Genomic DNA, 26,619 nt, shown 5'->3' on the forward strand with positions numbered 1-26,619 from the left:
CTTACTTGACTCAACCAACTCATCGTTTTGCTTTTTTGTAAGCAGTCCGCCGTGTCGGTGGATGCGCATTATAGGGATGCAGCGAATTAACGCAAGCACTTTTTTGAGAAAACTTTAAAAAAACTGCCTTTTGTATCCTTTTTAGTCTAAACACCACAAAAGAGAAACTTTATTAACGCTTCAGTAACTTTTTAACCGTATTTAAGGCCATAAAAGTACAAGACTCTAAAAACAAAAAGGCCCAGCAATATAGCTGGGCCTTTAAATTGTTCGCATTTTAGGTGTTAAGCAATGCCGTATTGATCACGGTATGCTTTTACTGCAGCTAAATGCTCATCCATTGTACCTTTGGCTTCTAGGTAACTAATTAAGTCAGCTAGTTTTACAATAGAGATAACTTTAGTGCCAAAGTCTCGCTCGACTTCTTGAATAGCAGATAACTTAGCTTTACCTTTCTCTTGGCGGTCAAGTGCAATTAAAACACCACTTAAGTCCGCACCATTATCTGCAATGATTTCCATAGACTCACGAATAGCTGTACCTGCAGTGATCACGTCATCAACTAACATGATCTTACCTTTAAGTTCAGAACCTACTAATGTACCACCTTCACCGTGTGCTTTTTTCTCTTTACGGTTAAAACAATATGGTACATCTTTGTCGTGATGATCTGCTAAAGCAACCGCTGTTGTTGTTGCGATTGGAATACCTTTATAAGCAGGGCCGAATAATACATCGTAATCAATGCCCGCATCTTCAAGTGCTGCAGCGTAAAAGCGACCCAAGCGTGCAAGGTCACGACCGGTATTGAATAAACCAGCATTGAAAAAGTAAGGACTAGTGCGGCCAGACTTTAAAGTAAACTCACCAAATTTAAGCACCTGCTTTTCAAGTGCGAATTCAATAAACTCTTTTTGATAATCTTTCATAACTAATAAACCTACTTCTTTATCAAGCTAATGCTTGCTTTTGAACGTCGATAATTTCACGAATTGAGTGCTTAGCTAATGTAAGTAGCTCATCAAGTTCGTCGAATGAGAAAGGTTCGCCTTCAGCTGTGCCTTGGATTTCGATGATTTTGCCAGTTTCGGTCAAGATCACGTTCATATCTGTTTCGGCTTCAGAATCTTCTAGGTACTCAAGGTCACTAATTGGTTGACCTTTATATACACCAACTGAAATTGCCGCAATCATATGCTTAAGTGGGTTTGAATTGATCATACCTTTACTACGCATGTAAGTAAGCGCATCAACTAATGCAACACATGCACCACTGATTGATGCCGTACGTGTACCGCCATCTGCTTGAATTACATCACAATCGATAGTAATGGTGTTTTCACCTAACGCCTTTAAGTCAACCGCAGCACGAAGTGCACGTGCGATTAAGCGTTGAATTTCCATAGTACGACCGCCTTGCTTACCGCGCGATGCTTCACGACCATTACGAGTATGTGTTGAACGAGGTAACATACCGTATTCAGCCGTAACCCAACCTTTACCTTGGCCTTTCATAAAGCGTGGTACACCAGCTTCAACAGTTGCTGTACACAAAACTTTAGTATTTCCAAACTCTACTAATACTGACCCTTCAGCATGCATAGTGTAATTACGTGTGAATGTAACCGGTCTAATTTGGTTAGGTGTTCTTTCGCTTGGACGCATTAACGATCCCCTTAATTCTGAATTTGCCACATTATAAGTCGATGTGGTGCTAGATGCCATGTTCATTTACATAATTAACTGCATCAGAAAAGCACATTTCAGAAAATTTACGCTAGAGGTTAAAAGCTGATTCGGTATAATCAGTCAACTTTGTAAATTTAATAACACTAGGAAATCATCCATGATCCACAGCATGACAGCTTATGCGCGCCGCGAAATTAAAGGCGAATGGGGCACTGGCACTTGGGAAATTCGTTCAGTAAACCAACGTTACCTTGAAACTTTTATCCGCGCACCTGAGCAATTTCGTGGCATGGAACCGGTTATTCGTGAGCGTTTACGTAAACATTTACAACGCGGTAAAGTTGAAGTTTTCTTAAAGTTTGCTGCAAATCCAGCGCATGTTGGTGAGTTAACGATTAACGAATCACTCGCTGAACAATTAATTAAAAGCGCACAATGGGTGCAAAACCAAAGCAATGGTGACATCAACCCAGTTGATATTTTACGTTGGCCTGGCGTGATGGAAGCCGAAGAGCTCGATATGGATAGCGTAAACACTGCGCTAATTGCAGGCTTCGATGAAGTGATTGAAGATTTTAAACAAGCCCGCGGCGATGAAGGTGCAAACTTACAAGAAATGATAGCAACTCGCCTTGATGCAATTTTAGAGCAAGTAACTATTGTTGAAGGCCACTTACCAGAAATCGCTAAATGGCAGCGCGAAAAACTAAACCAAAAGCTAGAAGAACTAAAAACAGACATCGATGAGTCTCGCCTTGAGCAAGAGCTTATTTACCTTGCGCAAAAGCAAGATGTTGCTGAAGAACTTGACCGCTTAAAGTCGCATGTTAAAGAAACCAAAAAAATCTTAACTAAAGGCGGCGCATGTGGCCGACGCCTAGACTTTATGATGCAAGAGTTTAACCGTGAAGCAAACACATTAGCGTCAAAGTCTATCAACAGTGACATCACAAACGCTGCGGTAGAACTAAAAGTGTTAATCGAGCAAATGCGCGAACAAATTCAGAATATTGAGTAAGCACGCTTTACAGTTTTTTATAAGACCCAGCACCTGCTGGGTCTTTTGTTTTTGAAAAGTCTAAAAGCAGGCAAACTTGAGCACTTTTAGCGAAATAAAGTACAATAGTTCAATTAAAGGCTTGGATTAGCGATAGTCCGAGCCTGTTTATTTTTTATTAGAGACAGATCATGGCGCAAACTCGCGGAAATTTATTTATCTTGTCAGCTCCATCGGGGGCTGGTAAATCAAGCTTAATTGGTGCTTTACTAAAGAAACACAGCGATATGAAGGTATCGGTTTCGCACACCACTCGCTCACCTCGTCCGGGTGAAGAAAACGGTGTGCACTATCACTTTGTTTCTGTTGATGAGTTCAAAACGCTAATTGAGAAAAATGACTTTTTTGAATGGGCGCAAGTGTTTGATAACTACTATGGTACGTCTAAGCAAGCAATCGAAAGTCAACTTGAAGCAGGTATTGACGTATTTTTAGATATCGATTGGCAAGGTGCTCAGCAAATCCGCAAATTAGTTGATGATGTTGAGACTATCTTTATTCTTCCACCATCAAAAGAAGAACTTGAATCACGCTTAAATAACCGTGGTCAAGACTCTGCTGAGGTAATCGCAGGAAGAATGGCAAAAGCACAATCAGAAACATCACACTATAATGAGTATGATTATGTTGTTGTTAACGATGACTTTGATACTGCACTTACAGAAATCGAAACGATCGTTATGGCTAAACGTTTATCGTTAAAAAGCCAAACTGTGCGCCATCAGGCGTTATTAGAGAACTTACTTAAGTAATACTTTTTAAGAATAAGATAAAAATTAACCACAAGCTATTGGCGAATTTAACTTGGTACAGTAAACTACGCCTTTGCTTAAGAATTTATTTGGAGTGCTAAGATGGCTCGCGTAACTGTTGAAGATGCAGTAGATGCAATTGGTAATCGTTTTGACTTAATTTTAGTTGCGGCTCGTCGTGCCCGCCAAATCGCGGTTGGTGGTAAAGATCCACTCGTTGATGCTGAAAATGACAAACCAACGGTTATTGCTTTACGTGAAATTGAGAAAGGGTTAGTAGATAGCTCTTCTATGGACTTAATTGATCGTGAAGAACAACAACATCAAGAAGCAGCAGAAATGGCTGCTGTGGCTGCTATCGTAGGTGGCAACCAGTAATCAAGCTCCCCGCTTTGATTTAGCTATACGGCTAGTATTTCTACACTAGCCGTTGGCAAGCCCTTCTTTTCATCGTATATTCTATTCATACCGTTACCGATTTACTTCATTTGCGCATTGGAGTGTGACTTTGTATCTATTCGAAGGCCTCAAAAAGAAAATATCCGAATACTTACCACCCGCTGAGATTGAGCTGGTACAAAAAGCATACGTGGTCGCTCGCGAAGCCCACGAAGGCCAAACACGCTCAAGTGGCGAGCCTTATATCACCCACCCTGTCGAAGTGACACAAATACTTGCCGGCATGCACTTAGACCATGAAACACTGATGGCTGCCCTGATGCATGACGTGATTGAAGACACTGACTTTAGCCAACAAGACTTAGCTGAAATTTTTGGCGACACCGTTGCCGAGCTTGTTGAAGGGGTGAGTAAGCTAGATAAACTCAGCTTTAAAGATAAAAAAGAATTCCAAGCCGAAAACTACCGCAAAATGATCATGGCGATGACGCAAGATATTCGCGTGATCTTAATTAAATTGGCTGACCGTACTCACAACATGCGTACTTTAGGCGCACTGCGCCCTGACAAACGCCGTCGCATTGCCCGTGAAACCCTAGAGATTTACGCACCAATTGCGAACCGCCTTGGTATTCACGATATTAAAAATGAATTAGAAGATTTAGGCTTTCAAGCGTTATACCCGATGCGTCATCGCGCATTAAGATCAGAAGTAGTCAAAGCACGTGGTAACCGTAAAGAAGTTATCAGTAATATTAAAACTGAAATTGAAGCACGTTTAGAAGAGTCTGGCATCGAAGCAACTATATCTGGCCGCGAAAAACACCTTTATAGCATTTACAAAAAAATGCTTAATAAAGAGCTTTCGTTTAACGAAGTGATGGATATCTACGCGTTTCGTATCAATGTTGATAATATGGATACCTGTTATCGCGTATTAGGTGTTGCGCATAACCTTTACAAGCCAATCGAAACTCGCTTTAAAGATTATATTGCTGTACCAAAAACTAACGGCTATCAGTCGCTTCATACCTCATTAGTTGGCCCTCATGGTATTCCTGTTGAGATTCAAATTCGTACCCACGATATGGATCATATGGCAGATAAAGGGGTTGCTGCTCACTGGATGTATAAAAAAGCCGGTGATAGCGCAGGCCACACAGCACAACAACGTGCTCGCCAATGGATGCAAAGCTTACTCGAACTTCAGCAAAGCGCTGGTTCGTCTTTTGAGTTTGTTGAAAACGTTAAAACAGAGCTATTCCCTGAAGAGATCTATGTTTTCACGCCAGATGGCCGTATCGTTGAGCTACCAATGGGTGCGACAGCAGTCGACTTTGCTTATGCAGTTCATACTGATGTAGGAAATACCTGTGTGGGGGCACGCGTTAACCGTAAACCTCACCCACTCAGCAAAGCGCTTGATACAGGGCAAACGGTCGAAATCATCACCAGCTCTGGAGCACACCCTAATGCAACTTGGTTAAACTTCGTTGTAACAGGTAAAGCACGTTTAGGTATTCGCAATTACCTTAAGAGCCAACAGCATGAAGAAGCCATGCTGCTCGGTCGACGTTTACTAGACTCAGCACTTGGTGAAACCAAACTGGATGATATTCCAGATGAAAACATTCGCCGTGTACTTCAAGAGCATGAACTAAATACCGTCCTTGAGCTACTAGTCGAAATAGGCTCAGGTAATCTTATGAGTGTGCTTATTGCAAAACGCTTGATGCAAGTTGATGCAGACGACCTAGACGACCTAGCACAAAAAGCAAAAGCGACCATCATAGGTACTGAAGGCATGTTAGTTAATTACTCTAAATGCTGCCGCCCAGTCCCGGGGGATGCTATTACAGCTTATATCAGCCAAGGTAAAGGCCTTACGGTTCACCGCCAAGAATGTAAAAATATTCGTGGTTGGGAAAAAGAGCGCTCAAAATACCTCGTTGTAAAATGGGACGATAACCCAGAGAAAGAATATATTGCGGCCCTTCGTATTGAGATTATTAATCACCAAGGTGCGCTGGCTAAATTAACCAATGTTGTTGCCTCAACCCAAGCCAATATTGTTGAAATAGCGACTGACGAAAAAGAAAGTAATTTATACATGATAGATTTAGGCATCACGGTTAAAAACCGCGTTCATGTTGCTAACATTATGCGCCGCATTCGCGTTATGCCTGATGTGCAAAGAGTCTATCGTAAAAAGTAACAAGGATAATCATGAACAAATCTTTTATTTCTACTGATAATGCGCCTGCAGCTATCGGTACTTACAGCCAAGCAGTTAAAGTAGGCACGGCTGTTTATTTATCAGGTCAAATTCCACTTGTACCAGAAACAATGGAAGTGATCTCTGAAGACTTCACTGAGCAAACTCACCAAGTATTCAAAAACCTAACGGCTGTTTGCCAAGCTGCCGGCGGCCAAATTCAAGACATGGTGAAAGTAAATATCTTTCTAACTGACTTATCTAACTTTGCGATTGTCAACGAAGTAATGAGTCAGTACTTTAAGCAGCCATACCCAGCACGTGCCGCAATTGGCGTACGTGCGTTACCAAAAGGCGTGCAAGTTGAGATTGACGGTATCATGGAGCTACCTTCAACAAACTAATCAGCCCTGCCAGCAACACAAAGTTGCTGGCACTTTTTTAGAAAAAGTTATTACTTCCCTCACCCGAAATTCTTGACTCATTAGCAAATCTCTAGCACTCTGTTGTTATAACAAATAAAACCTTTAGCTAATGTAGTCAAAAAGGATCTCCACGTGTTTAAGCTCGCTCACAACGGCAACGTTTTATTAGATGTTCATGAAAACTCGCCTCCTAGTGCTGCGTTTATTATCGAAGCATTAGAAAAGTCACCATTTTGCGAATGCAGAGTGGATCATGAAGCTATCAATAAATTCTTCAAAAGTGACTCTAACGAGCGCATGCTTGTTGTTGCCTCTAAACATGATGCGAGCCTAGTTGTAACCCTAAGCGATGATAAAATGCTTGCTACAGGCGAACTTACTCTTGCTGAAGGCGGCAAAGTTATGACGCTTGATGAAGCTAAAAAGGAGCTTATCAGAGCGGGCGTTGCTCGCGGGTACAAACAAGCTTTCTTGGAACAGCTATTACAACAACAGTTTGAGTTACCAGCAGGAGAAGTCGCTAAAGGCGTGCTAGCAAAAGGTCGCTTACCTATCGATGGCCAACCATCAAAACTAGTTTCTCAAGTTGAAACGCTCAAAGATCGCTTAAAAAAACCCAAATTGCGTGAAGATGGTACTGTCGATATGCGTGATTTTGGCAAGCTTGCCAGTGTCGAACCCGGCGTATTACTTATCAAGCAAATCCCTGCGACTCCGGGTAAAGAAGGCTTTACTGTTACTGGTGATGTATTACCAGCCAAGCCTGGTGAAAGTAACACTCTAGTTGCTGGTGAAGGTACCGAAATATCTAAAAATAATCCGCTTGAACTTATTTCAGCCATTGCAGGTGTTCCAGTAGATATCGCGAATGGCATGCGTGTTGATGATATTTTTACCATTGCCGATGTCAACGTAAAAACCGGCCATGTAGATTTTGAAGGTAGCGTCATTGTAACTCATAATGTTGAGCCGGGAATGCGTATTAATGCCAAAGGCGATATAACAGTTATGGGCACTGTAGAGTCTGGTCATTTATCTGCAGCTGGTGATATCACCATAAAACAAGGCGTAATTGGCCACCAACTCGAAGATAAAAAGTTATCATGTAATATCATCAGCCAAGGCGACATTCACTTATCACATGGTCAATACAGCTACCTTGAAGCAAACAATATCCTCATCGACCGACAAGCCAGCCATTGTGTAATGAAAGCCACTAAATTGTTGCAAGTCGGCCAAGAAGATAACCCCCAAGGAAAACTATTTGGCGGTGAAATTTTAGATGCTCAAATAGTTATTGCTGGCGAAATTGGCAATGAATCAGGCGCGAAGATGGTGATTAACTTAGCGGCTTCAGGTGCTGATGTAACAGCACAAACAGACCAATGCTTCAAAGATTTAGCACAAACAGATTCGCAACTTGATACCTTACAAGCGGCTATCGAAAAAGCGGATTTAGTAAAAGATGCAGAAAAGAAAAAAACTCTTCTGGCCAAAATAGGGGCCACACAAATGCACTATTGCGAGCAAGCTGAAATGCTTGAGAAAAAACTATCAAGTTTAGAGCATCATTTGCATGATTTACTTGAAGATGCGCAATTAGTCGTTAACAAAACATTGCACTCAGGGGTAGAAATACATATTTTTGAAAAAGTGCTACGTACAAACCGTAAGTACCCCCCTTGCAAGGTTAAGCTTGAAGAGAACAAGGTTGAGGTGGAGTTTAAAACCAGTTAATAAAAAAGAGGCTTTAAGCCTCTTTTTACCAGGGTCATTAATCTTAACTTAGAGAATTCCTTCCACTTGCTGTTTTAGCTTTTCAGGCCAAACACCTACTTGTACTTGCCCGATATGCTGTTTTTGTAACAGCAACATAGCGAGTCGTGATTGACCAATCCCACCACCAATTGTTTGCGGGAACTGCTTCGCAAGTAGCTGTTTATGCCAATCAAACTCTAAACGAGCTTGGTCGCCTGTAATCGCTAATTGTGTAGCTAATGCATCAGGACTTACACGAATGCCCATTGAAGAGATTTCAAAGGCATCTTCTAGCACCGGGTTCCAAACTAAAATATCACCGTTTAAGCCTGCAAATTTACTGCAGGTTTGGGTTGACCAATCGTCATAATCCGGTGCTCGTACGTCATGAATTTTGCCATCGGCAAGTGTGCCGCCTATACCAATTAAAAATACCGCACCGTATTCTTGTGCTACCGCTTTTTCACGTTGTTTTGCAGTAAAGTCAGGATACATCTGACGTAACTGTTCACTGTGTACAAAGGTGATTTGCTCTGGCAAAAATGGCGTTAAACCAAACTCGCTTGATACAAAGCGTTCGGTTGCTTTAATAGCCTGATAAAGTGATGTTACGGTTTCTTTTAGCTTGTCTAAGGTGCGCTCAGTACTCTCGCAAATTACTTTTTCCCAATCCCATTGGTCAACATACACCGAGTGAATTGGGCTTAAAGATTCTTCATCTGGGCGAAGCGCCTTCATATGCGTATAGAGCCCCTCACCTACCGAAAAATCGTAATCAGCCAAGGTTTTGCGTTTCCATTTAGCTAAAGAGTGCACTACTTCAAATTGGCTACCCGGAATTGTTTTCACTGCTACCGATACAGCATTTTCAGTACCGCTTAAGTTATCTTGAATACCATCGCCTACTTTTGCCAAGATCGGCGCTTGTACCTCAACTAATCCTAATTGTTGTTCTAATTGGCTTGAAAAAAACTGTTTTACTTTACTAATTTGCTGCTGTTGCTGCAGGTAGTGTGAACTCATAATAATTGGCCTCATTCCCAGTTATTGTTACTTGCTTGATTAGAGAAACCCGCTGCTTGGCCCCTCTTGTTAAAACAATCCTCAACTAAACAAAGATAATTTTCAATAACCCGCAACAAAAAGAACTTAACATTGAAATTTTCATAAAAATAATGCTATAAATTTTACTGATTCAATAATTAACACTAATAAATACCATGGAAAATTATCAAATCGATAATCTCGATAAAAACATCCTTAACGCGTTAATGGAAAATGCGCGAACAGCGTATGCAGAACTTGCTAAACGCTTTGCAGTAAGTGCCGGAACTATTCATGTTCGAGTCGAAAAGATGAAACAAGCGGGAATTATTACAGGCACCCAAGTCAGTATTGATGCCAAACAGCTTGGTTACGATGTTTGCTGTTTTATTGGTATTAACCTCAACAATGCCCGTGATTACCCACAAACGTTACTGCATTTAAAAGAGCTAGAAGAAGTCGTAGAAGCCTATTACACCACGGGTAATTACAGTATATTTATCAAAGTGATGGCACGCTCAATTGATCATCTACAAGATGTGTTAATTAACAAAATACAAGCCATCGAAGCTATTCAATCAACAGAAACGCTGATCTCATTACAAAACCCAATTAGCCGTGCTGTTGTTCCCTAGGGTATAATCAGCGCCAATTAGAATCCGTCAACGAGCACACAACTATGGATACAACTCGCTTTGAGCGTGTTAAGCGCGTGTTAGACCGCCGCCAAACGGACCTAACGGTTTGTTTAGAAGAAGTACATAAGCATCATAATTTATCGGCCATTGCCCGCACTGCTGACGCGACAGGCTGCCATCATGTTCATGCTGTATGGCCAGAGAATCAAAAATGGTTAACTAACAATACTTCAGGTGGTAGTAAAAACTGGCTCGAAACTCACTTGCATCGCAATATCGATGAAGCCGTAGCCATGATGCGTGCGCAAAATCCTGATGTACAAATTTTAGCAACTCACCTCAGCGACGACGCAGTCGACTTTCGTGAAATTGATTACACCAAACCGACAGCTGTTATTGTTGGTCAAGAACGTGATGGTATTTCGCCGCGTGCCCTCGCTCATGCTGATAAAAACATCATCATCCCAATGCAAGGAATGGTGCAATCTCTTAATGTATCTGTTGCAGCGGCACTTATTTTATTTGAAGCACAGCGCCAACGTGAAGAAGCAGGTCTTTATAACCGCGATATGCTTGATGCGAAAGTTAAGCATCGTATTTTGTTTGAAGGCTGTCACCCTATCATTGCTGAACAATGCCGCGAAAAAGAGCTGCCGTACCCTGAGCTGGATGAAAATGGTGAAATTGTTGCTGATGAAACGTTCTGGAACATTTTAAAACACACGCAACCGCTTGAAGCCACTAACGAGTGCAAGTAAACTGAAAAACAGTCTACTAATTAATAATTTGAGTCACCTTTGAGTCATCCTAGCTTAGCGTTATACCCAATTACAGAATTAAAAGGCGTCGGCCCAAAAATGGCCGAGCGCCTTGCTAAGCTAAATATTCATACGGTGCAAGACATGCTGTTTCATTTACCTCACCGCTATGAAGACCGCACTCGTATTCATCCCATCTGCGAGCTGCAACCGCATAGCCATGTTAGTGTTGAAGCCACTATTGAAACCAGCCAAATTACCTTTGGTAAAAGACGCATGCTGGTTTGCCAAGTAAATGATGGCACGGGCCGTTTAACGCTCAGGTTTTTTAACTTTAGCGCGGCTCAAAAAAATGCCTTAGGTACAGGTAAAATCATTCGCTGCTTTGGTGAGATCCGCCGTGGTCGTGTTGGCTTTGAAATGACACACCCTGAATACAGCTTATCGGATACCCCTTCTGAGCAACCAACGAATACCACGCTTACGCCGGTTTATCCTGTTACCGAAGGACTTAAACAGTTATCTATTCGTGCGCTTAGCGATCAAGCGCTTGCGCTATTAACTAAATACCCTGTAGAAGAGTTGCTGCCAGAACAGTTTCAGCCGAACGGAATGCGTTTAGCCGATGCGCTCATGACCTTACATCGCCCACAAAACGATATTGATTTAACTGCCCTTGAACAAGGTATGCACCCTGCCCAGCAACGGCTAGTGTTTGAAGAGCTGCTTGCGCAAAACTTAAGCCTTTTAAAGCTACGTCAAAAAGGGCAAACGGTAAAAGCGGTTGCTTTAAAGCCGCATAACCAACTTGAGCAACAGTTTTTAGCTAATTTAGCCTTTAGCCCAACTAACGCACAAAGTCGTGTAGTGGCAGAAATCAAAGGTGACTTACAACACCCGTTTCCGATGATGCGCCTAGTACAAGGCGATGTAGGCTCTGGTAAAACCTTAGTTGCAGCGCTCAGTGCGCTCAGTGCTATCAGCGAAGGCTATCAAGTAGCGCTAATGGCACCAACAGAGATTTTATCAGAGCAACATGGCATCAACTTTAGCCAATGGTTTAATCAACTCGGTGTTGAAGTCGCTTGGTTAGGTGGCAAAAGTAAAGGTAAAGAGCGTGCAGCGACTTTGGAGAAAATCGCCTCTGGGGAAGCACAAATGATTGTTGGCACCCATGCATTATTCCAAGAACAGGTTGAGTTTAATAATCTCGTTTTAATTATCATAGATGAGCAACACCGCTTTGGTGTTCATCAGCGTTTATCACTGCGTGAAAAAGGTCGCTTTGGTGATTGCTACCCACACCAATTAGTTATGACTGCAACCCCTATCCCGCGAACCTTAGCAATGACAGCCTACGCTGATTTAGAAACCTCAGTGATTGATGAGTTACCACCCGGTAGAACGCCTATCACAACGGTGGCGATTCCAGATGCACGCCGAGACGAAATTATTCAACGTGTGAGAACAGCATGCTCAGAGCAAGGTCGTCAAGTGTATTGGGTTTGCACCCTGATTGATGAATCTGAAGTGCTGCAATGCCAAGCCGCCGAGGATAGCGCCGAGCAATTAAAAGCAGCACTGCCAGAGCTAAACGTTGGCTTGGTGCATGGCCGGATGAAAGCCGCCGAAAAGCAAGCCATTATGAGTGAGTTTAAAGCAGGTAATATTCATGTACTGGTTGCCACAACCGTGATTGAAGTGGGTGTTGATGTGCCTAATGCGAGCCTTATTATTATTGAAAACCCTGAACGGTTAGGGCTTGCACAACTTCACCAGCTACGCGGCCGTGTTGGTCGTGGGGCAACGGCATCACACTGTGTTTTACTTTATCATGCGCCATTATCAGCTACAGCGCAAAAACGCTTAGGTGTGCTGCGTGAAAGTAATGATGGCTTTGTGATTGCTGAGCGAGATCTCGAAATCCGTGGCCCAGGTGAAGTACTTGGCACCAAACAAACAGGCTTAGCTGAATTCAAAATCGCCGACCTAAACCGCGATAAACAAACACTCAATCATGTCAGACCCATCGCTTTCAAAATATTGAATGACTACCCAGAACTTACCGATAAATTGATTCAACGCTGGCTTGCAGGCAAATCAAACTACGCACAAGCTTAAAGCTAACTTCAGTATAATTTTGTTGTTCAACAAAAAAAGCCCAGCTAATTAGCTGGGCTCACAAGTAAGGGAGTGTTCACTTAGAATTTGTATTCAATACCAACACCTAGGTAATCTTGGTCAACTTGATTGTCTGTATCAAACGTTGAGTAGAAACCAAATACCTTGGTGTTTTTGTTTAGCTTGTGATCAACACCTGCAGAAATAGCTGTTTTCTTATCGCCTTCATCAAAGTCAATTACTTGGTACTGTACTTTGAATGTGTTGCTATTCATTTGGTAAGCAGCATTTACTAAGTAACCATCAGCTTCTGCGCTACCATCCACTTTTTCTTGTGTTTGGTACATAGCACCTAGTTTGAAGTCACCTAATTTACCTTGTACTGTTGCACGAACAATGTCGTAACCTTTTACTTCGCTGTCAGCTGCAACTGATGCATAAAGTTTGCTTTCTTTAAGTTTTGCATCGCCGTAAGTTAACGCTACAGAGTAACCGTTATCAGCGTCTACATCATCTTCAGCTACATAAGTTGCTAATACTTTGAAGCCACTGAAGTCTTTAGAAGCATAAGAAATCGTGTCGCCTAAACGGTTTTCGCCTTTAAATACGTTCTTGATATCGCCTTCAAGGTCATTGAATAAATCAACTTTACCTTGAGACTGCTTCATTGCTGTATCGTTACGACCGATAACAACTTGACCAAAGCTACCTTTCACACCCACGTATTGATTACGCGCAGTGATGTTATCGTCATTGTCGCCTTTTGAATCAGCGTCAGATACGTCTACACCAAACTCAAATTTATAAACCGCTTCTAAGCCTTCAGAAATTTTTTCTGAACCTTTTAAGCCAAAACGTGAGTTATTGCTTTTAATTTCAGTGAAAGACCCTTCGCCATCATCTGATGATTGAACAGTCACGTTTGCTTTACCATATACATCTACATCAGCTAGTGCAGAAAAAGATAAACCACCAAATAAAGCTAGGAATAAGCTAGACTTTGCAAATTTCATGTCGTTTCCTCAATAATCGCAACAAAAAACACATGTTGTGTTTCAATGCGCGCAGTGTGACAGTAAAAAATGACAGAAAGATGACAGTTGAAATAAAAGCGTCAATTTAGCTTCATAAAATGTAATTAATTTTGAAATAAAAACGTAACTCACTGTTGTAAAATTAAATTTTTATGAAAGCTAAATTAAATTAATTTTAAGCTTTTATTTGGAGCTCAGTTAATAAAGTGACTAACTTCTCTAACAGAGGGGTTTGCTCGTTGTCTCTGTGGTAAGCAACAAACACATCACGCGATGTATGCGCAACATCTTCAACATGATAAAGCTCACCAGATTTAAGCTGCTCTTCAACTAATAACTGAGGAATAAAGGCACTGCCGCCGCACTTCAAAATTAAATCAAGCGCAATACGGCCCGTACTGGTTCTAAAATATGGAGGGGCGTGGCCGTTAAACTCACGAGCATGCCATAAAGAAAAGGTGGTACCCCAATCAACATAGACATATTGATTATCGAAAAAGTTTTCACTATTTGCTGTTTCAAACGCGCTCACTGGAATAATAGGTAGCTCACAAATTCGCTGTACAACCAGTTCATCTACTTTAGGGGGATCGAATAACACAGCTAAATCTAGAGTACGTTCCAGTAATAAGCGAGTACTCTCTTGTTGTGCTTTGACTTCAGCAACTAACGACACACCCGGCATAGCAGAAACAATATTAGTAATACCAAACTGTAAAAATGCATCCCAAATATTAGGTGTTCCTGCTAAGCTAATTTGCTTATGCATATTATCTGCAAGTGCCACATCAACTTTTGCGCGCTGCATACCCGTAATGATCATTTGTGCATGTGGCAGTAATCGCTCACCAGGCGCCGTTAACTGTATGTTGTTACGTTGGCGAATAAATAAGTTAACGCCTAAACCTTGCTCTAATTGTCGGATCCGAAAACTCACCGCAGACTGTGTAATATATAAATTTTCAGCTGCCTTACCGAAATGGCGCGTACGGACCACTTCAACAAAAGTCTTCAATAAATCGATATCCATTTTTTACCCTTACGATAAAAATAATTTGTTTAATAAAATCGACAACTTGATCCATACTCCAGCAAGAAATTAGGGCATGAGGATAAAGCCATGAGCAATGACATTTCATCACTTCGTCAGGCATTTGCAAGCCAACGTCAATTCTATGATGATCAAAATTTCCCACGCGGTTTTGGTCGTAGTGGTCACTTCACTTTGCTAGAAGCCGACATTCTCGAGCAGCATGGTGTTGTTCTAAAGGGTTTATACAACAAAACCCTAGAACCACAAAATGAATTTCAAACTCAATTTGTACAAGTTGTCACCGGCAATCTTGACGCGACCAATGCAATTGAACGTGCTTGGGTCAAATACCTAAAGCAAACCACTTGCAAAACGAAATTTCATACATTGTTTGGACGTTCCCGTATTGCAAACCCAACAACACAAAGCGTTGAATATTATTCTGAGTCAGACAGCTTATAACGATTTGCTTTTTTAGGCTTTTAAGGTTAAAACTTGTAGTAACTATTGCTTCGCCAAAAAGTTATAACAAGGCAAACCGTGACTAGAAGAATATTAATAATTGAAGATACGCCAACGATTGCGCGAGTGCAAAAGCATATCGCGCAAAAAGTTGGTTATGAAGCCGATATTGCAGGCTCGTTGGCTGAAGCAAAAAAGTTAGTTGAAGAGCACTCTTATTTTTGCTCGGTAGTAGACTTTATTCTACCTGATGCACCAAAAGGCGAAGCAATTCCTTTTACTATCGCCTCTGATATTCCCACAATTGTCATGACGGGAAACCTAGATGAGACAACGCGTAATATTGTCGAAAAGCACCCAATAATTGACTACATTACTAAAGAAAATAAACAAGCTTATCAGTATCTGGAAAAACAACTCGCTCGCTTGCCTCGAAATGAACAAGTGCAAGTTCTTGTCGTTGATGATTCAGCGGCAACTCGCCACCACATTTGTAACTTATTAACTCGTCACAAATACCAAACCATTGAAGCTGTTGATGGTGTCGACGCTTTAAAAGTACTGGCTGAAAACCCAAAAATATCGGTGATCATTACCGATAACGAAATGCCAAACATGAATGGGGATGAGCTTTGTGTTGAAATTCGTCGTTTATATTCCAATGATGAAAAAGCCATAATCGGCATTTCTGCACTCGATACTCTGCACTTATCAACGCGCTTTTTAAAATCTGGTGCAGACGATTACCTTCGCAAGCCATTTAATAATGAAGAATTCTATTGCCGGCTAAGTCAAAACGTCGACATGCTTGAAAACATTAAAACGATTCGTTTACAAGCAAACACTGATTACCTCACTAAGCTGCCTAATCGCCGCTATTTCTTTGGTGAAGCAAACAGCCACCTCAAAGCTGCAAAACTGGCAGAAAACTCTGTCTCTTTAGCTATGATCGATATTGACCACTTTAAATCAATAAATGATAACTATGGTCATGATGCCGGTGATGAAGTGCTTAAAGGCCTATCGCAATGTATGGCAAAGTATTTTAAAAATAATTTAGTTGGCCGCTTTGGTGGTGAAGAGTTTGCAGTATATTTTGCTGATCAAGACCGACATGAATCGTTACAGCGTTTAGAAAAATTCCGCTTATTTGTTGAAAAGCACAGCCCTGAATTTAGCAAAGACCGTATCAAGTTTACGCTGTCGATTGGTTTTCATAATGGGCCTATTTATAGTTTAGATGAACTAATAAAACAGGCCGATCTAAAGCTTTATCAAGCAAAAGAGTCTGGGCGCAACAAACTAATAAGCTAAGCCTATACAGGCTTAGTCACTGCCTCTAATTTCGCTTTGCGTTGCTTACGACTTTGGCGGTACGAATCCCAACTGAATAACGCCAAAGCGCTCCAAATACAAGCAAAGGTCACCACACGCTCAGCATCAAATACCTCACCATAAAAAGCCACGGCAAGCATAAACATTAAACTTGGACCAATGTACTGAAAAAAGCCTAATGTGCTGTACTGAAGGCGTTTTGCTGCACCGGTAAAACACAACAGTGGTAAAGTTGTCACCACTCCTGCACTTATCAGTAACACGTTAATATGCCAATCATTTGCAGTTAAATCAGAGCTTGGCGAAGGCGCCATAAACCACCAGTAAATAAGTGCAACAGGTAATAAAATAAGTGCTTCGAGCAATAACCCTGGTAATGATTCAATCGGCAGCTTTTTGCGTAAAAGACCATAAATAGCAAACGAGCCAGCTAGCGAAAAAGCAACCACAGGAAATGATCCAAAGCTCACTAATTGAAGCAGCACACCACAAAGCGCGAGGCCTACAGCAACGCCTTGCCATTTACGCAGCCGCTCACCTAAAAACAACATACCAAGCAACACATTTAGTAGTGGGTTGATGTAATAACCTAAACTAGCATCGAGCATGTGATTATTGTTCACCGCCCAAATAAATAACCCCCAGTTAAAGCCAAGTAAACTTGCTGTTATTACCAACATCAAAAGTAATTTAGGTTGCCCAAGCACAATTCGAATACGCTGCCATTGATGACGAGCTGCAATAATAAGAAGTAAAAATAACACCGACCAAATAACACGGTGCATTAAGATCTCAAAAGCAGAAACCTGCTGAAGAAATTTAAAATAAATGGGTGCAAGACCCCACATAAAAAAGGCTAAACAAGCGAAAATGACACCTTTTCGCTGCTCAATGTTGGTAGGCATAAGTTTGGCTTTATAGTTTAAAAGCGCTATTTTACGCCCCCTAAACAGTGACGCAACCAAAACACGCTAAATAAGCCCATGTATTTACTTCTTAAAAGGGACTGCCATTGTTGCAAAGTAACGCCGTGACATTAATCTCCTGTGAAACGCTGAATTCTGCATTTTGAGATAGTTTGGGTATATTGCTAAAGACATCGCTATAAAAAACCACTAAAATGCTCGGCGATGAATACCAATACCGCAATGTCCAACACACCCGTTCGATCACCACAAGCCGTACTCAAACAAGTGTTTGGTTACAAGGACTTTCGTGATGGCCAAGAAGCGATTATAGCCGCAGCGCTAGACGGCCAAGACTCGCTTGTACTTCTACCAACGGGTGGAGGCAAATCATTATGCTATCAAGTACCCGCTTTGATCCTCGATGGTGTTACTGTGGTTATCTCGCCGCTTATATCCTTGATGCAAGACCAAGTTGCCCAACTAAGAGCGCTCGGCGTGCAAGCGGCCTACATCAATAACAGCCTGCCTTTTGAAGAGCAACAAGCTGTCTATCAACAATTACACTACGGCCAAATTAAGCTGTTATATGTTGCACCAGAAAAAGTATTACAACACGAATTTTTAGAGCGCTTGAGTCATCTTAAACTCGCACTTTTTGCTATTGATGAAGCTCACTGTGTCTCGCATTGGGGGCATGACTTTAGGCCGCATTACTGTCGGCTCAACGAGTTAAAGCAACGCTTTATGCACGTGCCCATGATGGCCCTTACAGCAACGGCAGATAAAGCAACTCGTTACGATATTATTGAACAGCTTCAGCTTAACCACCCTTACGTGCACACTGGTAGCTTCGATAGACCTAACATTCGTTACACCATAGAAGAAAAATTCAAACCTATGGTACAGCTGCTTCGATATTTAAAAGAGCAGCAAAATCAAAGCGGCATTATTTATTGCACCAGCCGAAAACGGGTTGATGATGTAGCCGAAAAACTTGCTGACGCAGGGTTTAATGCCGCCGCCTACCATGCAGGTATGAGCAATGAACAACGCCAATTTGTGCAATCGGGCTTTGCCCGTGACGATATTCAAATTGTGGTTGCGACCGTTGCCTTTGGCATGGGGATTAATAAACCAAACGTACGTTTTGTGGTGCATTACGATATTCCAAAAAGCATTGAGGCTTACTACCAAGAGACCGGTCGTGCAGGTCGTGATGGTCTGGCTGCAGAAGCAATAATGTATTTTGATCCGGCCGATATTGGTCGCGTACGCCGCTTTTTTGAAGATATTGAAGACGAGCAACGGCGTCGTGTTGAAGAGCAACGCTTTAATGCTATGGCCAGCTTTGCCGAAGCACAAACATGCCGCAGACAAATTTTGCTAAATTACTTTAGTGAATATAAGCGCGAAACCTGTGGTAACTGTGATATTTGCTTAAACCCACCGACTAGCTTTGATGGCACACTTGTCGCACAACAAGCTCTCTCGTGTGTGTATCGTGCAGAACAACGTTTTGGTATTGGCTATATTGTTGAGTTACTGCGCGGCGCAAACACTAGCCGTATTCGTGATAACAATCACCACCAGCTAAGCACCTATGGCATAGGAAAAGAGCATAGTGTGGAGTTCTGGCTAAGTATTTTAAGGCAGCTTATCCATCAAGGGTTATTAAGCCAAGATATTACCCAAGGCTCTTCATTACGCTTAACCGAAGCCGCCCGTGCGGTGCTTAAAAGTGAGTATGCACTGCAACTTGCTGAACCTCGCCTACAAGCTAAGCACGTTTACCAAGATAAACTTGCTCAGTTTAATTACGATAAAAAGCTGTTTGCAAAATTACGTGCCTTACGTAAAGAGTTGGCAGATGCTGATGACGTACCACCTTATGTGGTATTCAATGATAAAACTCTCGCTGAAATGGCGCAGCTCATGCCAACCAATGACAGTGAGTTTTTGAAGGTATCAGGTGTTGGTTTCACTAAGCTCAATAAGTACGGCGAACCGTTTTTAAATACCATTCGCGACTATCTTGCCGCTAATTAGGACTGCTATGACTGAACTAAGCTATGATGCTGAGCATGAAATCATTCTCATAACGTCAAGTGAGCTTCCACACGACGAAGACTTTGAACTTTGGGCAACCCTTTTCTTACACGCTCCAGCAATAACAACCGCCGACTTTGATGCTGGCGCTGATCGTCATCAATTACGCTTTCACTTTACAGATCATAGTTTTAATCTAAACTTTGAACATTACAGTGAAAGTATTTGGATTAATGCTGAAGGCATTGAGGCAAGTGCAGTTTTACCGCAACTTTATCAATATTTAGTCATGCAATTACAATAATAAGCTAGACTTTTTTCCACGCTTAGTATGTAGTAGTTGCACAGGACATACTCAACTAAGGGTGTAAATGGGATTTAAGCAGTCGCACTTTGTTGCTAGGCTAATAACACTATTACCAATCTGCATAGCAGCCAATGTTCATGCAGAACAGCAATTCACTGACGATAATAATTATTGTCAAAACCAGCGCACGCTTAAATCGCAAGATAATAACTTACGCCGCCAACTCGATACAGACAACCCCCTCCCCGATACTGCTAATAACCGTAAAATAGTCGCCATTGAACTTGAACAGCTAAACGTCTTTAACACTGAGCTAGAAGAAGAAAATAACTTTTTATTCCGGTTTGCCAATCGCGCTCACATGACGACTGAGCCAGAGGTAATACACAGCGTTTTATTGTTCGAAGAAGGTGATGTTTACAATCCACGTAAATTACTAGAGTCAGAGCGGTTACTGCGTAAACAAGGCTATTTATATGATGCACGTATCAACGCAAAGCTCGATTGTGATGGCAACGTCCATGTAAAAGTAATTACGCGCGATCTGTGGACTTTATTACCAGAAATAAGCTTTAGCCGTAGCGGCGGTGAGAATGAGTCGAGTATCGGCTTTCGCGAGTCAAACTTTTTAGGCTGGGGTAAACGAGTGTCATTTAGCCGCACCCGTGATGCTGATCGCACAGGTTACCTATTTGTGTATGACGATCCACATATATTCTCTAGCCGTTATCAAGGCCGTTTAGAATATTCAGACAACGATGACGGTAAACGTCATTATCTCGATGTAAGCTATCCGTTTTTCTCGATTGATACGCCCTACAGCTACGGTGTGACAAGTTACTCTGATCAACGCCGAGAGTCACTTTACTATCGCGGCGATGTAGTTAGCGAATTTGAGCAAAAGACCATTTTAAACCGTGCTTACTTTGGTCACTCATCACAACTTGGCAATAGCTGGACTCAGCGTATCAAACTCGGGGTAGAAAATCGTAAAGATACTTTCAAGGCCATATCATTAACGAATTTACCTATCGCTGAAGATAGAACGCTGAGTTACCCTTACGTTAGTGGTCAATGGTTTGAAGATCACTACGTTAAGGTAAGAAATTTCGATAGCATCTACCGTACTGAAGATTTAAACCTTGGTTGGAATATCCACGCCTTACTCGGTTATTCGAGTAAAGACTTTAGCGACGATGCCAGCCGTACTATTTATTCGTTATCTTTATCAAAGGCGCATTACTCTGGAGACAACCAATTGTGGCGCTTTAAAGCAGACCTTGATGGCTACTGGAATGAAGAAACCGATGACGTCGAAAACCTGTTTGCCAGCACGCAGTTACAGTATTACCTCAATACCACACTAAGACAAAGCTGGTATGCCAAAGCCCGCCTACAATATGCAGATAATCTCACTGCTGATAAGCAACTCACGATTGGTGGGGAGAATGGCCTGCGTGGATACCCGCTTGACTACCAAGTAGGCGACCGCAGCTTTTTAGTGACTTTAGAGAAGCGCTACTACTGGGAATATGACTTACTGCAATTGTTTAAAGTGGGTGGTGCCGCGTTTTATGATATTGGTAGAGCTTGGTATAACAACAAAGATAATGGCGATAACGGTAACGTGCTGCAAAATGTGGGAGTGGGCCTTCGCTTAGCGCCAAGCCGTGCCAATGCCGGTACGGTAATTCACCTAGATATTGCCGCACCAATTAACAAGCAAGATGATGATATCGACTCTGTGCAGTGGCTAGTAACGGTTAAAAATACCTTTTAAAGTAGTGTTATTGTTTAGCTAAAAAGCTAAAATCGAAACGTAAAATATTAATTTAGGAACCCTTTTGGACTTCGTCGAATTCTTTAACGAGCAATATCATTTAATCGTGACTGTCATCGCAGTTTTGCTTTACCCGCTGCTTCGTAAAACCACCAAAAAACTGCTGTTAAAAGCAATTAAAGGCAAAGCTGATCCGCATCGTGAATACCGTGCTGAGCTGTTGCTCAATATCATTCTTGCCATTGTCATGCTGTGTTTAGTATTGGTTTTTTGGGGTATAGAGCTACGCGGCTTACTAGTACTTGGCTCATCCATTTTTGCCATGCTAGGTGTCGCGCTTTTTGCAGCCTGGTCGTTACTAAGTAACCTAACAGCCTTCTTGTTGATGTTTATTCAAAACGACTGCCGCGTTGGCTTTTGGGTGAGAGTAATTGATGGTGCAAACTTCTTAGAAGGCCGCATTATCGAAATGGGACTAATGAACGTGGTACTTGAACACGTTGATGGTCACAAAGTGATTTACCCAAACAACATCTTTGTTACCCGCCCTGTGATGGTCCTAAAAAACCCACCTACGGCAACCAAAGCGCCAACCATAAAACGTATTTTAGGTCCAAAAAAGTAACGACTTAAAGTTAACGAGATGCTTGCTAAAGAGGTGTTTTTTTTCTGCTTCCATAGGCGATTAATATAAAACTAAATAAAATGACTAAAGGGTGAAATAACACAATGTGAACAACACTTTGCTCAGTAAAAAAGCCGTGCGTAAGTGAAATAGCAAGCGTGCATAAGCCTGTATAAAATAGAAAAATTTTCATCTTTGATCCTTTAGTCATTCTTACGACAATTAAGTAAGTAAAAAAACTATAAACCTTGTACTTGCTCTAAGGTCAAGTATTAGATGGGGGCAGGCGGATACAAAAAAGCCAAACAGGTAGTTTGGCTTTTTGAATTACAGAATAGGGTATTAGTTATTTAATTCTGCGGTTTTTAACTCGTCTTCAATATCACTTATTTCATCAATAAAGTTTTCGAGCTGTTGTTCAACTAAGCTGTTTGCGTGAGCAAAGTAAGCAAGATGGAACACGGCATCCCCCTCGTTTACCAGCGGCATGGTTTGTTGACCAATGACAATACCGCTGCGCGGCGCTAGTAACTCAAGCTCAGCATCACCAAGAGGGCTGCTAATATAAGCTAGAACCTGCCCTTTCATTACTCGCTCACCGAGTGACACTTGTGCACGAACAATACCGTCAACTTCAGCGCGTACCCAACTCGTCGAGCTTGCAATAATCGGCTCTGGTAGCTTTTTAGCACGCTTGCCACGCACCATTTTTAAATGGCGCATGACATAGTCAACACCTTGCACACCAGCTGCAATGGCTATTGGGTCAAAGCGTAGCGCTTCGCCGGCTTCATAGGTAATAACGGGTATTCCTAAATTGGCCGCTTCACTGCGCAATGAGCCATTACGAAGTGACGCGTCAATCACCGCTGGAGTACCAAACGCTTTTGCCATAGCCGCCGTTGCAGGGTCGCTCAAATTGGCACGAATTTGTGGCAAGTTAGTTCGGTGAATTGCACCTGTGTGCAAATCAATAATATGCGTACAATGCATTGCCACCTGAGTAAAAAACGCATTCGCCATTCGCCCTGCTAACGAGCCTCGTGTTGAGCCCGGAAAACTGCGGTTCATGTCACGGCGGTCTGGTAAATAGCGTGACTTGTGAATAAAGCCAAACACATTCACAATCGGTACCGCAATAATAGTACCGCGCAATTGCTCCGGATCGATTTTAGCAAGCAACTGCCTAACAACCTCAACACCATTGAGCTCATCACCGTGAATTGCAGCACATACCATTAATACAGGCCCTTGCTGCACACCATTGACGACTTCAATTGGAATATTTAACGGCGAGTGGGTGTAAAGCTTGGCAGCTTCAATCGCAAATGTTTTACGTTCGCCAACACCAACCGTATCGCCTAAAATTGAAAACGGTGTATTTTTCTTAACCTTAGCCACGCACTTTTCCTTTTAATAGAGCGCTTATTTTCCTATGGGTAAAGGCTTAACCTTTACCACGCGTTGCAGTTCTTTTTGATGCCGCTGTTTTTTCAATAAACTCAACAATCATGCCTGCAATGTCTTTGCCGGTTGCAACTTCAATACCTTCAAGACCAGGTGATGAGTTAACCTCCATCACCAATGGACCACGTGCAGAGCGAAGTAAATCAACACCCGCTACGTTTAAACCCATCGCTTTAGCAGCTGCAACCGCTGTTCTTCTTTCTTCTGGAGTAATACGAACCAATGTCGCACTACCACCTCGGTGTAAATTAGAGCGGAATTCACCTTCTTGCGCTTGACGCTTCATCGCAGCAATTACTTTATCGCCTAATACAAAACAGCGAATGTCCGCACCGCCCGCTTCTTTGATGTACTCTTGCACCATAATATTGGCTTTTAAGCCCATAAACGCTTCAATTACGCTTTCTGCTGCTTTACGTGTTTCAGCTAATACCACACCAATACCTTGGGTACCTTCAAGTAGCTTAATAACCACTGGTGTGCCACCCACCATGCTTAATAAATCTTTTACATCATCAGGTTTACTTGCAAAGCCTGTTACTGGCATACCCACACCTTTACGTGAAAGTAGCTGTAATGAACGTAACTTATCGCGCGAGCGAGTGATCGCCACTGATTCATTGACAGGGAATACCCCCATCATTTCAAACTGACGTAATACCGCACAGCCATAAAAGGTCACTGATGAACCAATACGCGGTACGATAGCGTCAAAATCTTTTAAATTTTCACCGCGGTAATGGATTTCAGGCTGCTCTGAATTGATGTTCATATAACAACGAAGTGCATCAATTACTTTCACTTCGTGACCACGTTGCTCTGCTGCTTCAATTAAGCGACGTGTTGAATATAAATTTTGGTTGCGAGATAAAATACCAAGTTTCATAGTTAAAAACCTTAACTGATAAACTCATACACGTAACAACGTGTGATAAGTCCTTTTCCTATAATAAATGAGATAAAGCCGGATCAACGACTATGCGATTTTCCATTGCTGTACGCCCTAACAACATTCTAAACTTCATTGTTGAACGGTTACTTAAAGTCACCCTTACAGGCCAGCTTTGGGTTCCTGCGACTAATTTTGTTTCAATAAAGTAGCGTAGCTCACGCTGACCGCTTGAACTGGTCACATACTTACGCTCAACTACTTTGGCGCGACACTCTACCGTTGTTTCTACATCGTCTTGTAGAGGATGGGTAGTAAATTTCACCCATGCTTCGCCATTTTCTGAAAATTCCTCAATGTCAAAAGCATGAATACATGAAGTTCTCGCTCCGGTATCAACTTTTGCTTTGATTTTTTCTATTCCCAGTTCAGGCAGGCCAAGCCACTCTCGCCAGCCAACAATAATTTTTGCGCTCATTAATGTGCCCTCTATAAAAAAGTGTCTTATACGCTACAGAGCTAGAAACACCAACGAAATATATTTATCCCCTCGATAAATCGATTTCATTAATATAGTCTTGACTATACTAATGTATATACTCAACTATATCGCACTATTTGTAAAACGAGAGTTCAATATGATCAATGGGTTACTTCATGTCTTAATCTTAGACGAACAAGGCGGCGCACGTGCTATTGAAAATAGTACTGAGCTGCAAAATTGGCAACCCGAACACGGAAAACTTTGGGTGCACATGGACTACAGTCAAGCTGAAGCCGTTGAATGGCTTGAGCAAAGTAATTTATTAACTGATTACGAACTTGAGTCGCTGATTGCCGATGAAACACGCCCGCGTTTAAGTAAAGTCACTAATGGTAATATGCTGTTTTTACGTGGAGTTAACTTAAACCCAGCGCAAAGTCCAGAAGACATGGTCTCGCTACGCTTGTTTATTAACGAAAACATTGTGGTCACAACACGTAAGCGCCGTTTATTATCGGTGCAAGATATTGTTGAATCGTTCGATGGCAGCAATGGTCCTTGCACAATTTCTGAGTTAGTGTGCCAATTAGCGCAAAACCTAACCTCGCGTATGCAAGCTGTTATCGACAATTTAGATGACACACTCGATGGATTTGAAGATGAAATTGATGAACCAAACAAAGGCTTTGATCATCAATCATTAGCACAAATTCGCCGCCAGACAATCGCGTTAAAACGTTATCTACGGCCACAAAAAGAAGCACTTATTACTTTGTTAAACAACAAGTATAAGTGGTTAGATGAAGACGATAAGGCACGCTTAAACGAAACAACTAATATGTTGATCCGTTATTTAGAAGAGCTAGATAGCTCAATTGAACGCGCGCAAATTATTCAACAAGCAATTACTAGCCAAGTATCTGAGCAACTAAATCAGCGCATGTATGTGATGTCGGTGGTTGCTGCACTGTTTTTACCACTTGGCTTCTTAACAGGCTTATTAGGTGTAAACGTAGGCGGTATTCCGGGCACTGAAAGCCCTTACGCATTTAGCTTGTTTATTATTTTCTTGGTGGTGCTAACCGTTGGGATTGGCATTTACTTTAAAAATAAAAAATGGCTATAGCTCGACAACCATTTTAATTAAATCAAGGCGGACGGCATGTTCGCCTTTTTTTGTTGCCAAAATCAGGTGCTCGCCACCGGAGTTGAGTATCTTCAAGGTCTTTGCCTTACCTTCTAACTGCTCACCAGATTCTAAGGTAATGCGTAATAAAGAGTTATGCATGCACCATAATTCATATTTATCGTAGTCGCCACAGGCGATAGGTTGATAAGTCATTAGCTTTTTGAGATTGCTGAAGGAATAAATCGAGCTTAGAAGATATTAAAG

General features: G+C 41.9%; 26 protein-coding genes. 16 read left to right on the forward strand and 10 right to left on the reverse strand.

The genetic code is table 11. The features are described from left to right. Positions 1-284: 284 nt before the first annotated feature. Positions 285-929: an orotate phosphoribosyltransferase gene (gene pyrE, locus CWC02_RS03195; protein WP_138616399.1), complete on the reverse strand. Its 645-nt coding sequence runs from the start codon at positions 927-929 to the stop codon at positions 285-287. A gap of 22 nt (positions 930-951) precedes the next feature. Beyond that, on the reverse strand, positions 952-1,665 hold the full coding sequence (gene rph, locus CWC02_RS03200; protein WP_054554228.1) for a ribonuclease PH: 714 nt from the start codon (positions 1,663-1,665) through the stop codon (positions 952-954). Positions 1,666-1,846: 181 nt separating this feature from the next. Here rph and CWC02_RS03205 point away from each other — a divergent pair, with 181 nt between their 5' ends. The 6 genes from CWC02_RS03205 to CWC02_RS03230 all read left to right on the forward strand — a co-directional run bounded on the left by CWC02_RS03205 (position 1,847) and on the right by CWC02_RS03230 (position 8,274). Then, positions 1,847-2,707, forward strand: a complete 861-nt coding sequence (locus tag CWC02_RS03205) for a YicC/YloC family endoribonuclease (RefSeq protein ID WP_138601109.1) — start codon at positions 1,847-1,849, stop codon at positions 2,705-2,707. Positions 2,708-2,877: 170 nt separating this feature from the next. Then, positions 2,878-3,498, forward strand: coding sequence for a guanylate kinase (gmk, locus tag CWC02_RS03210; RefSeq protein WP_138616401.1), 621 nt, complete (start codon positions 2,878-2,880; stop codon positions 3,496-3,498). A 102-nt stretch (positions 3,499-3,600) separates the two neighbouring features. Next, a complete protein-coding gene (gene rpoZ / locus CWC02_RS03215) occupies positions 3,601-3,876 on the forward strand; it encodes a DNA-directed RNA polymerase subunit omega (protein WP_054554225.1) in 276 nt (91 codons plus the stop codon). A 130-nt stretch (positions 3,877-4,006) separates the two neighbouring features. Continuing rightward, positions 4,007-6,112 carry a bifunctional GTP diphosphokinase/guanosine-3',5'-bis pyrophosphate 3'-pyrophosphohydrolase gene (gene spoT, locus CWC02_RS03220; RefSeq protein ID WP_138616403.1) on the forward strand — a complete coding sequence of 702 codons (2,106 nt, stop codon included), beginning with the start codon at positions 4,007-4,009 and terminating at the stop codon, positions 6,110-6,112. Between the two features lie 11 nt (positions 6,113-6,123). Further along, a complete protein-coding gene (gene ridA, locus CWC02_RS03225; RefSeq protein WP_054554223.1) occupies positions 6,124-6,516 on the forward strand; it encodes a deaminase RidA in 393 nt (130 codons plus the stop codon). 153 nt (positions 6,517-6,669) lie between these two features. Next, positions 6,670-8,274: a flagellar assembly protein A gene (locus CWC02_RS03230; protein WP_054554222.1), complete on the forward strand. Its 1,605-nt coding sequence runs from the start codon at positions 6,670-6,672 to the stop codon at positions 8,272-8,274. Between the two features lie 48 nt (positions 8,275-8,322). Here the strand turns inward: CWC02_RS03230 and asnA are convergent, their stop codons facing one another. Further along, complete coding sequence (gene asnA / locus CWC02_RS03235; protein WP_138616405.1) at positions 8,323-9,318, reverse strand: aspartate--ammonia ligase; 996 nt, start codon at positions 9,316-9,318, stop codon at positions 8,323-8,325. A 197-nt stretch (positions 9,319-9,515) separates the two neighbouring features. Between asnA and asnC the strand changes: the two genes are divergently transcribed. The 3 genes from asnC to recG are packed head-to-tail and all read left to right on the forward strand — an operon-like array spanning position 9,516 to position 12,856. Beyond that, entirely contained in the window at positions 9,516-9,974 is a 459-nt protein-coding gene (asnC, locus tag CWC02_RS03240) for a transcriptional regulator AsnC (protein ID WP_054554220.1), read from the forward strand. A 44-nt stretch (positions 9,975-10,018) separates the two neighbouring features. Further along, positions 10,019-10,735, forward strand: a complete 717-nt coding sequence (trmH, locus tag CWC02_RS03245; protein WP_054554219.1) for a tRNA (guanosine(18)-2'-O)-methyltransferase TrmH — start codon at positions 10,019-10,021, stop codon at positions 10,733-10,735. A 39-nt stretch (positions 10,736-10,774) separates the two neighbouring features. Next, the gene (recG, locus tag CWC02_RS03250) at positions 10,775-12,856 is read left to right on the forward strand and encodes an ATP-dependent DNA helicase RecG (RefSeq protein WP_138616407.1); all 2,082 of its coding nucleotides are present in this window, start codon (positions 10,775-10,777) and stop codon (positions 12,854-12,856) included. An 80-nt stretch (positions 12,857-12,936) separates the two neighbouring features. Here recG and CWC02_RS03255 read toward each other — a convergent pair whose 3' ends face one another. Further along, a complete protein-coding gene (locus CWC02_RS03255; RefSeq protein WP_138601117.1) occupies positions 12,937-13,869 on the reverse strand; it encodes a porin in 933 nt (310 codons plus the stop codon). 196 nt (positions 13,870-14,065) lie between these two features. Next, positions 14,066-14,920: a LysR family transcriptional regulator gene (locus CWC02_RS03260; protein ID WP_054554216.1), complete on the reverse strand. Its 855-nt coding sequence runs from the start codon at positions 14,918-14,920 to the stop codon at positions 14,066-14,068. 90 nt (positions 14,921-15,010) lie between these two features. Between CWC02_RS03260 and CWC02_RS03265 the strand changes: the two genes are divergently transcribed. Both CWC02_RS03265 and CWC02_RS03270 read left to right on the forward strand, forming a co-directional pair. Next, positions 15,011-15,385, forward strand: a complete 375-nt coding sequence (locus CWC02_RS03265) for a MaoP family protein (protein ID WP_138616409.1) — start codon at positions 15,011-15,013, stop codon at positions 15,383-15,385. Between the two features lie 78 nt (positions 15,386-15,463). Then, a complete protein-coding gene (locus CWC02_RS03270; protein WP_054554214.1) occupies positions 15,464-16,699 on the forward strand; it encodes a GGDEF domain-containing response regulator in 1,236 nt (411 codons plus the stop codon). Positions 16,700-16,701: 2 nt separating this feature from the next. Here CWC02_RS03270 and rarD read toward each other — a convergent pair whose 3' ends face one another. Beyond that, a complete protein-coding gene (gene rarD / locus CWC02_RS03275; RefSeq protein ID WP_054554213.1) occupies positions 16,702-17,625 on the reverse strand; it encodes an EamA family transporter RarD in 924 nt (307 codons plus the stop codon). A 225-nt stretch (positions 17,626-17,850) separates the two neighbouring features. Between rarD and recQ the strand changes: the two genes are divergently transcribed. The 4 genes from recQ to CWC02_RS03295 all read left to right on the forward strand — a co-directional run bounded on the left by recQ (position 17,851) and on the right by CWC02_RS03295 (position 22,386). After that, positions 17,851-19,674 carry a DNA helicase RecQ gene (gene recQ / locus CWC02_RS03280; RefSeq protein WP_138601124.1) on the forward strand — a complete coding sequence of 608 codons (1,824 nt, stop codon included), beginning with the start codon at positions 17,851-17,853 and terminating at the stop codon, positions 19,672-19,674. 7 nt (positions 19,675-19,681) lie between these two features. Further along, on the forward strand, positions 19,682-19,978 hold the full coding sequence (locus tag CWC02_RS03285; RefSeq protein WP_138601126.1) for a DUF3630 family protein: 297 nt from the start codon (positions 19,682-19,684) through the stop codon (positions 19,976-19,978). Between the two features lie 67 nt (positions 19,979-20,045). Continuing rightward, positions 20,046-21,761 (forward strand): BamA/TamA family outer membrane protein, encoded by a 1,716-nt coding sequence (locus CWC02_RS03290; protein ID WP_138616411.1) that lies wholly within the window; start codon positions 20,046-20,048, stop codon positions 21,759-21,761. A 64-nt stretch (positions 21,762-21,825) separates the two neighbouring features. After that, a complete protein-coding gene (locus CWC02_RS03295; RefSeq protein WP_095209703.1) occupies positions 21,826-22,386 on the forward strand; it encodes a mechanosensitive ion channel domain-containing protein in 561 nt (186 codons plus the stop codon). A 342-nt stretch (positions 22,387-22,728) separates the two neighbouring features. Here the strand turns inward: CWC02_RS03295 and CWC02_RS03305 are convergent, their stop codons facing one another. Genes CWC02_RS03305 through CWC02_RS03315 form a run of 3 tightly spaced genes read right to left on the reverse strand, consistent with a single transcriptional unit; the run spans position 22,729 to position 25,220 of the window. Next, on the reverse strand, positions 22,729-23,787 hold the full coding sequence (locus CWC02_RS03305; protein WP_138601134.1) for a succinylglutamate desuccinylase/aspartoacylase family protein: 1,059 nt from the start codon (positions 23,785-23,787) through the stop codon (positions 22,729-22,731). 46 nt (positions 23,788-23,833) lie between these two features. Next, positions 23,834-24,739, reverse strand: a complete 906-nt coding sequence (gene rimK, locus CWC02_RS03310; RefSeq protein ID WP_054554209.1) for a 30S ribosomal protein S6--L-glutamate ligase — start codon at positions 24,737-24,739, stop codon at positions 23,834-23,836. A 58-nt stretch (positions 24,740-24,797) separates the two neighbouring features. Further along, positions 24,798-25,220 carry an ATP-dependent zinc protease family protein gene (locus CWC02_RS03315; protein WP_054554208.1) on the reverse strand — a complete coding sequence of 141 codons (423 nt, stop codon included), beginning with the start codon at positions 25,218-25,220 and terminating at the stop codon, positions 24,798-24,800. A 160-nt stretch (positions 25,221-25,380) separates the two neighbouring features. Between CWC02_RS03315 and zntB the strand changes: the two genes are divergently transcribed. Then, on the forward strand, positions 25,381-26,352 hold the full coding sequence (zntB, locus tag CWC02_RS03320; protein WP_054554207.1) for a zinc transporter ZntB: 972 nt from the start codon (positions 25,381-25,383) through the stop codon (positions 26,350-26,352). Here zntB and CWC02_RS03325 read toward each other — a convergent pair. Continuing rightward, on the reverse strand, positions 26,347-26,568 hold the full coding sequence (locus tag CWC02_RS03325; RefSeq protein WP_138616416.1) for a Rho-binding antiterminator: 222 nt from the start codon (positions 26,566-26,568) through the stop codon (positions 26,347-26,349). The genes zntB and CWC02_RS03325 overlap by 6 nt on opposite strands. Positions 26,569-26,619: the final 51 nt, after the last annotated feature.

Source organism: Pseudoalteromonas sp. S2721 (genome assembly GCF_005887425.1).
Lineage (GTDB): Bacteria > Pseudomonadota > Gammaproteobacteria > Enterobacterales > Alteromonadaceae > Pseudoalteromonas > Pseudoalteromonas simplex.

Excerpts from the sequence above, each read along its gene's own strand:
- pyrE (WP_138616399.1), bottom strand. The coding sequence starts at position 929 with ATGAAAGATTATCAAAAAGAGTTTATTGAATTCGCACTTGAAAAGCAG.
- rph (WP_054554228.1), bottom strand. The coding sequence starts at position 1,665 with ATGCGTCCAAGCGAAAGAACACCTAACCAAATTAGACCGGTTACATTC.
- CWC02_RS03205 (WP_138601109.1), top strand. The coding sequence starts at position 1,847 with ATGATCCACAGCATGACAGCTTATGCGCGCCGCGAAATTAAAGGCGAA.
- gmk (WP_138616401.1), top strand. The coding sequence starts at position 2,878 with ATGGCGCAAACTCGCGGAAATTTATTTATCTTGTCAGCTCCATCGGGG.
- rpoZ (WP_054554225.1), top strand. The coding sequence starts at position 3,601 with ATGGCTCGCGTAACTGTTGAAGATGCAGTAGATGCAATTGGTAATCGT.
- ridA (WP_054554223.1), top strand. The coding sequence starts at position 6,124 with ATGAACAAATCTTTTATTTCTACTGATAATGCGCCTGCAGCTATCGGT.
- asnA (WP_138616405.1), bottom strand. The coding sequence starts at position 9,318 with ATGAGTTCACACTACCTGCAGCAACAGCAGCAAATTAGTAAAGTAAAA.
- asnC (WP_054554220.1), top strand. The coding sequence starts at position 9,516 with ATGGAAAATTATCAAATCGATAATCTCGATAAAAACATCCTTAACGCG.
- trmH (WP_054554219.1), top strand. The coding sequence starts at position 10,019 with ATGGATACAACTCGCTTTGAGCGTGTTAAGCGCGTGTTAGACCGCCGC.
- CWC02_RS03255 (WP_138601117.1), bottom strand. The coding sequence starts at position 13,869 with ATGAAATTTGCAAAGTCTAGCTTATTCCTAGCTTTATTTGGTGGTTTA.
- CWC02_RS03260 (WP_054554216.1), bottom strand. The coding sequence starts at position 14,920 with ATGGATATCGATTTATTGAAGACTTTTGTTGAAGTGGTCCGTACGCGC.
- CWC02_RS03265 (WP_138616409.1), top strand. The coding sequence starts at position 15,011 with ATGAGCAATGACATTTCATCACTTCGTCAGGCATTTGCAAGCCAACGT.
- rarD (WP_054554213.1), bottom strand. The coding sequence starts at position 17,625 with ATGCCTACCAACATTGAGCAGCGAAAAGGTGTCATTTTCGCTTGTTTA.
- recQ (WP_138601124.1), top strand. The coding sequence starts at position 17,851 with ATGAATACCAATACCGCAATGTCCAACACACCCGTTCGATCACCACAA.
- CWC02_RS03285 (WP_138601126.1), top strand. The coding sequence starts at position 19,682 with ATGACTGAACTAAGCTATGATGCTGAGCATGAAATCATTCTCATAACG.
- CWC02_RS03290 (WP_138616411.1), top strand. The coding sequence starts at position 20,046 with ATGGGATTTAAGCAGTCGCACTTTGTTGCTAGGCTAATAACACTATTA.
- rimK (WP_054554209.1), bottom strand. The coding sequence starts at position 24,739 with ATGAAACTTGGTATTTTATCTCGCAACCAAAATTTATATTCAACACGT.
- CWC02_RS03315 (WP_054554208.1), bottom strand. The coding sequence starts at position 25,220 with ATGAGCGCAAAAATTATTGTTGGCTGGCGAGAGTGGCTTGGCCTGCCT.
- zntB (WP_054554207.1), top strand. The coding sequence starts at position 25,381 with ATGATCAATGGGTTACTTCATGTCTTAATCTTAGACGAACAAGGCGGC.
- CWC02_RS03325 (WP_138616416.1), bottom strand. The coding sequence starts at position 26,568 with ATGACTTATCAACCTATCGCCTGTGGCGACTACGATAAATATGAATTA.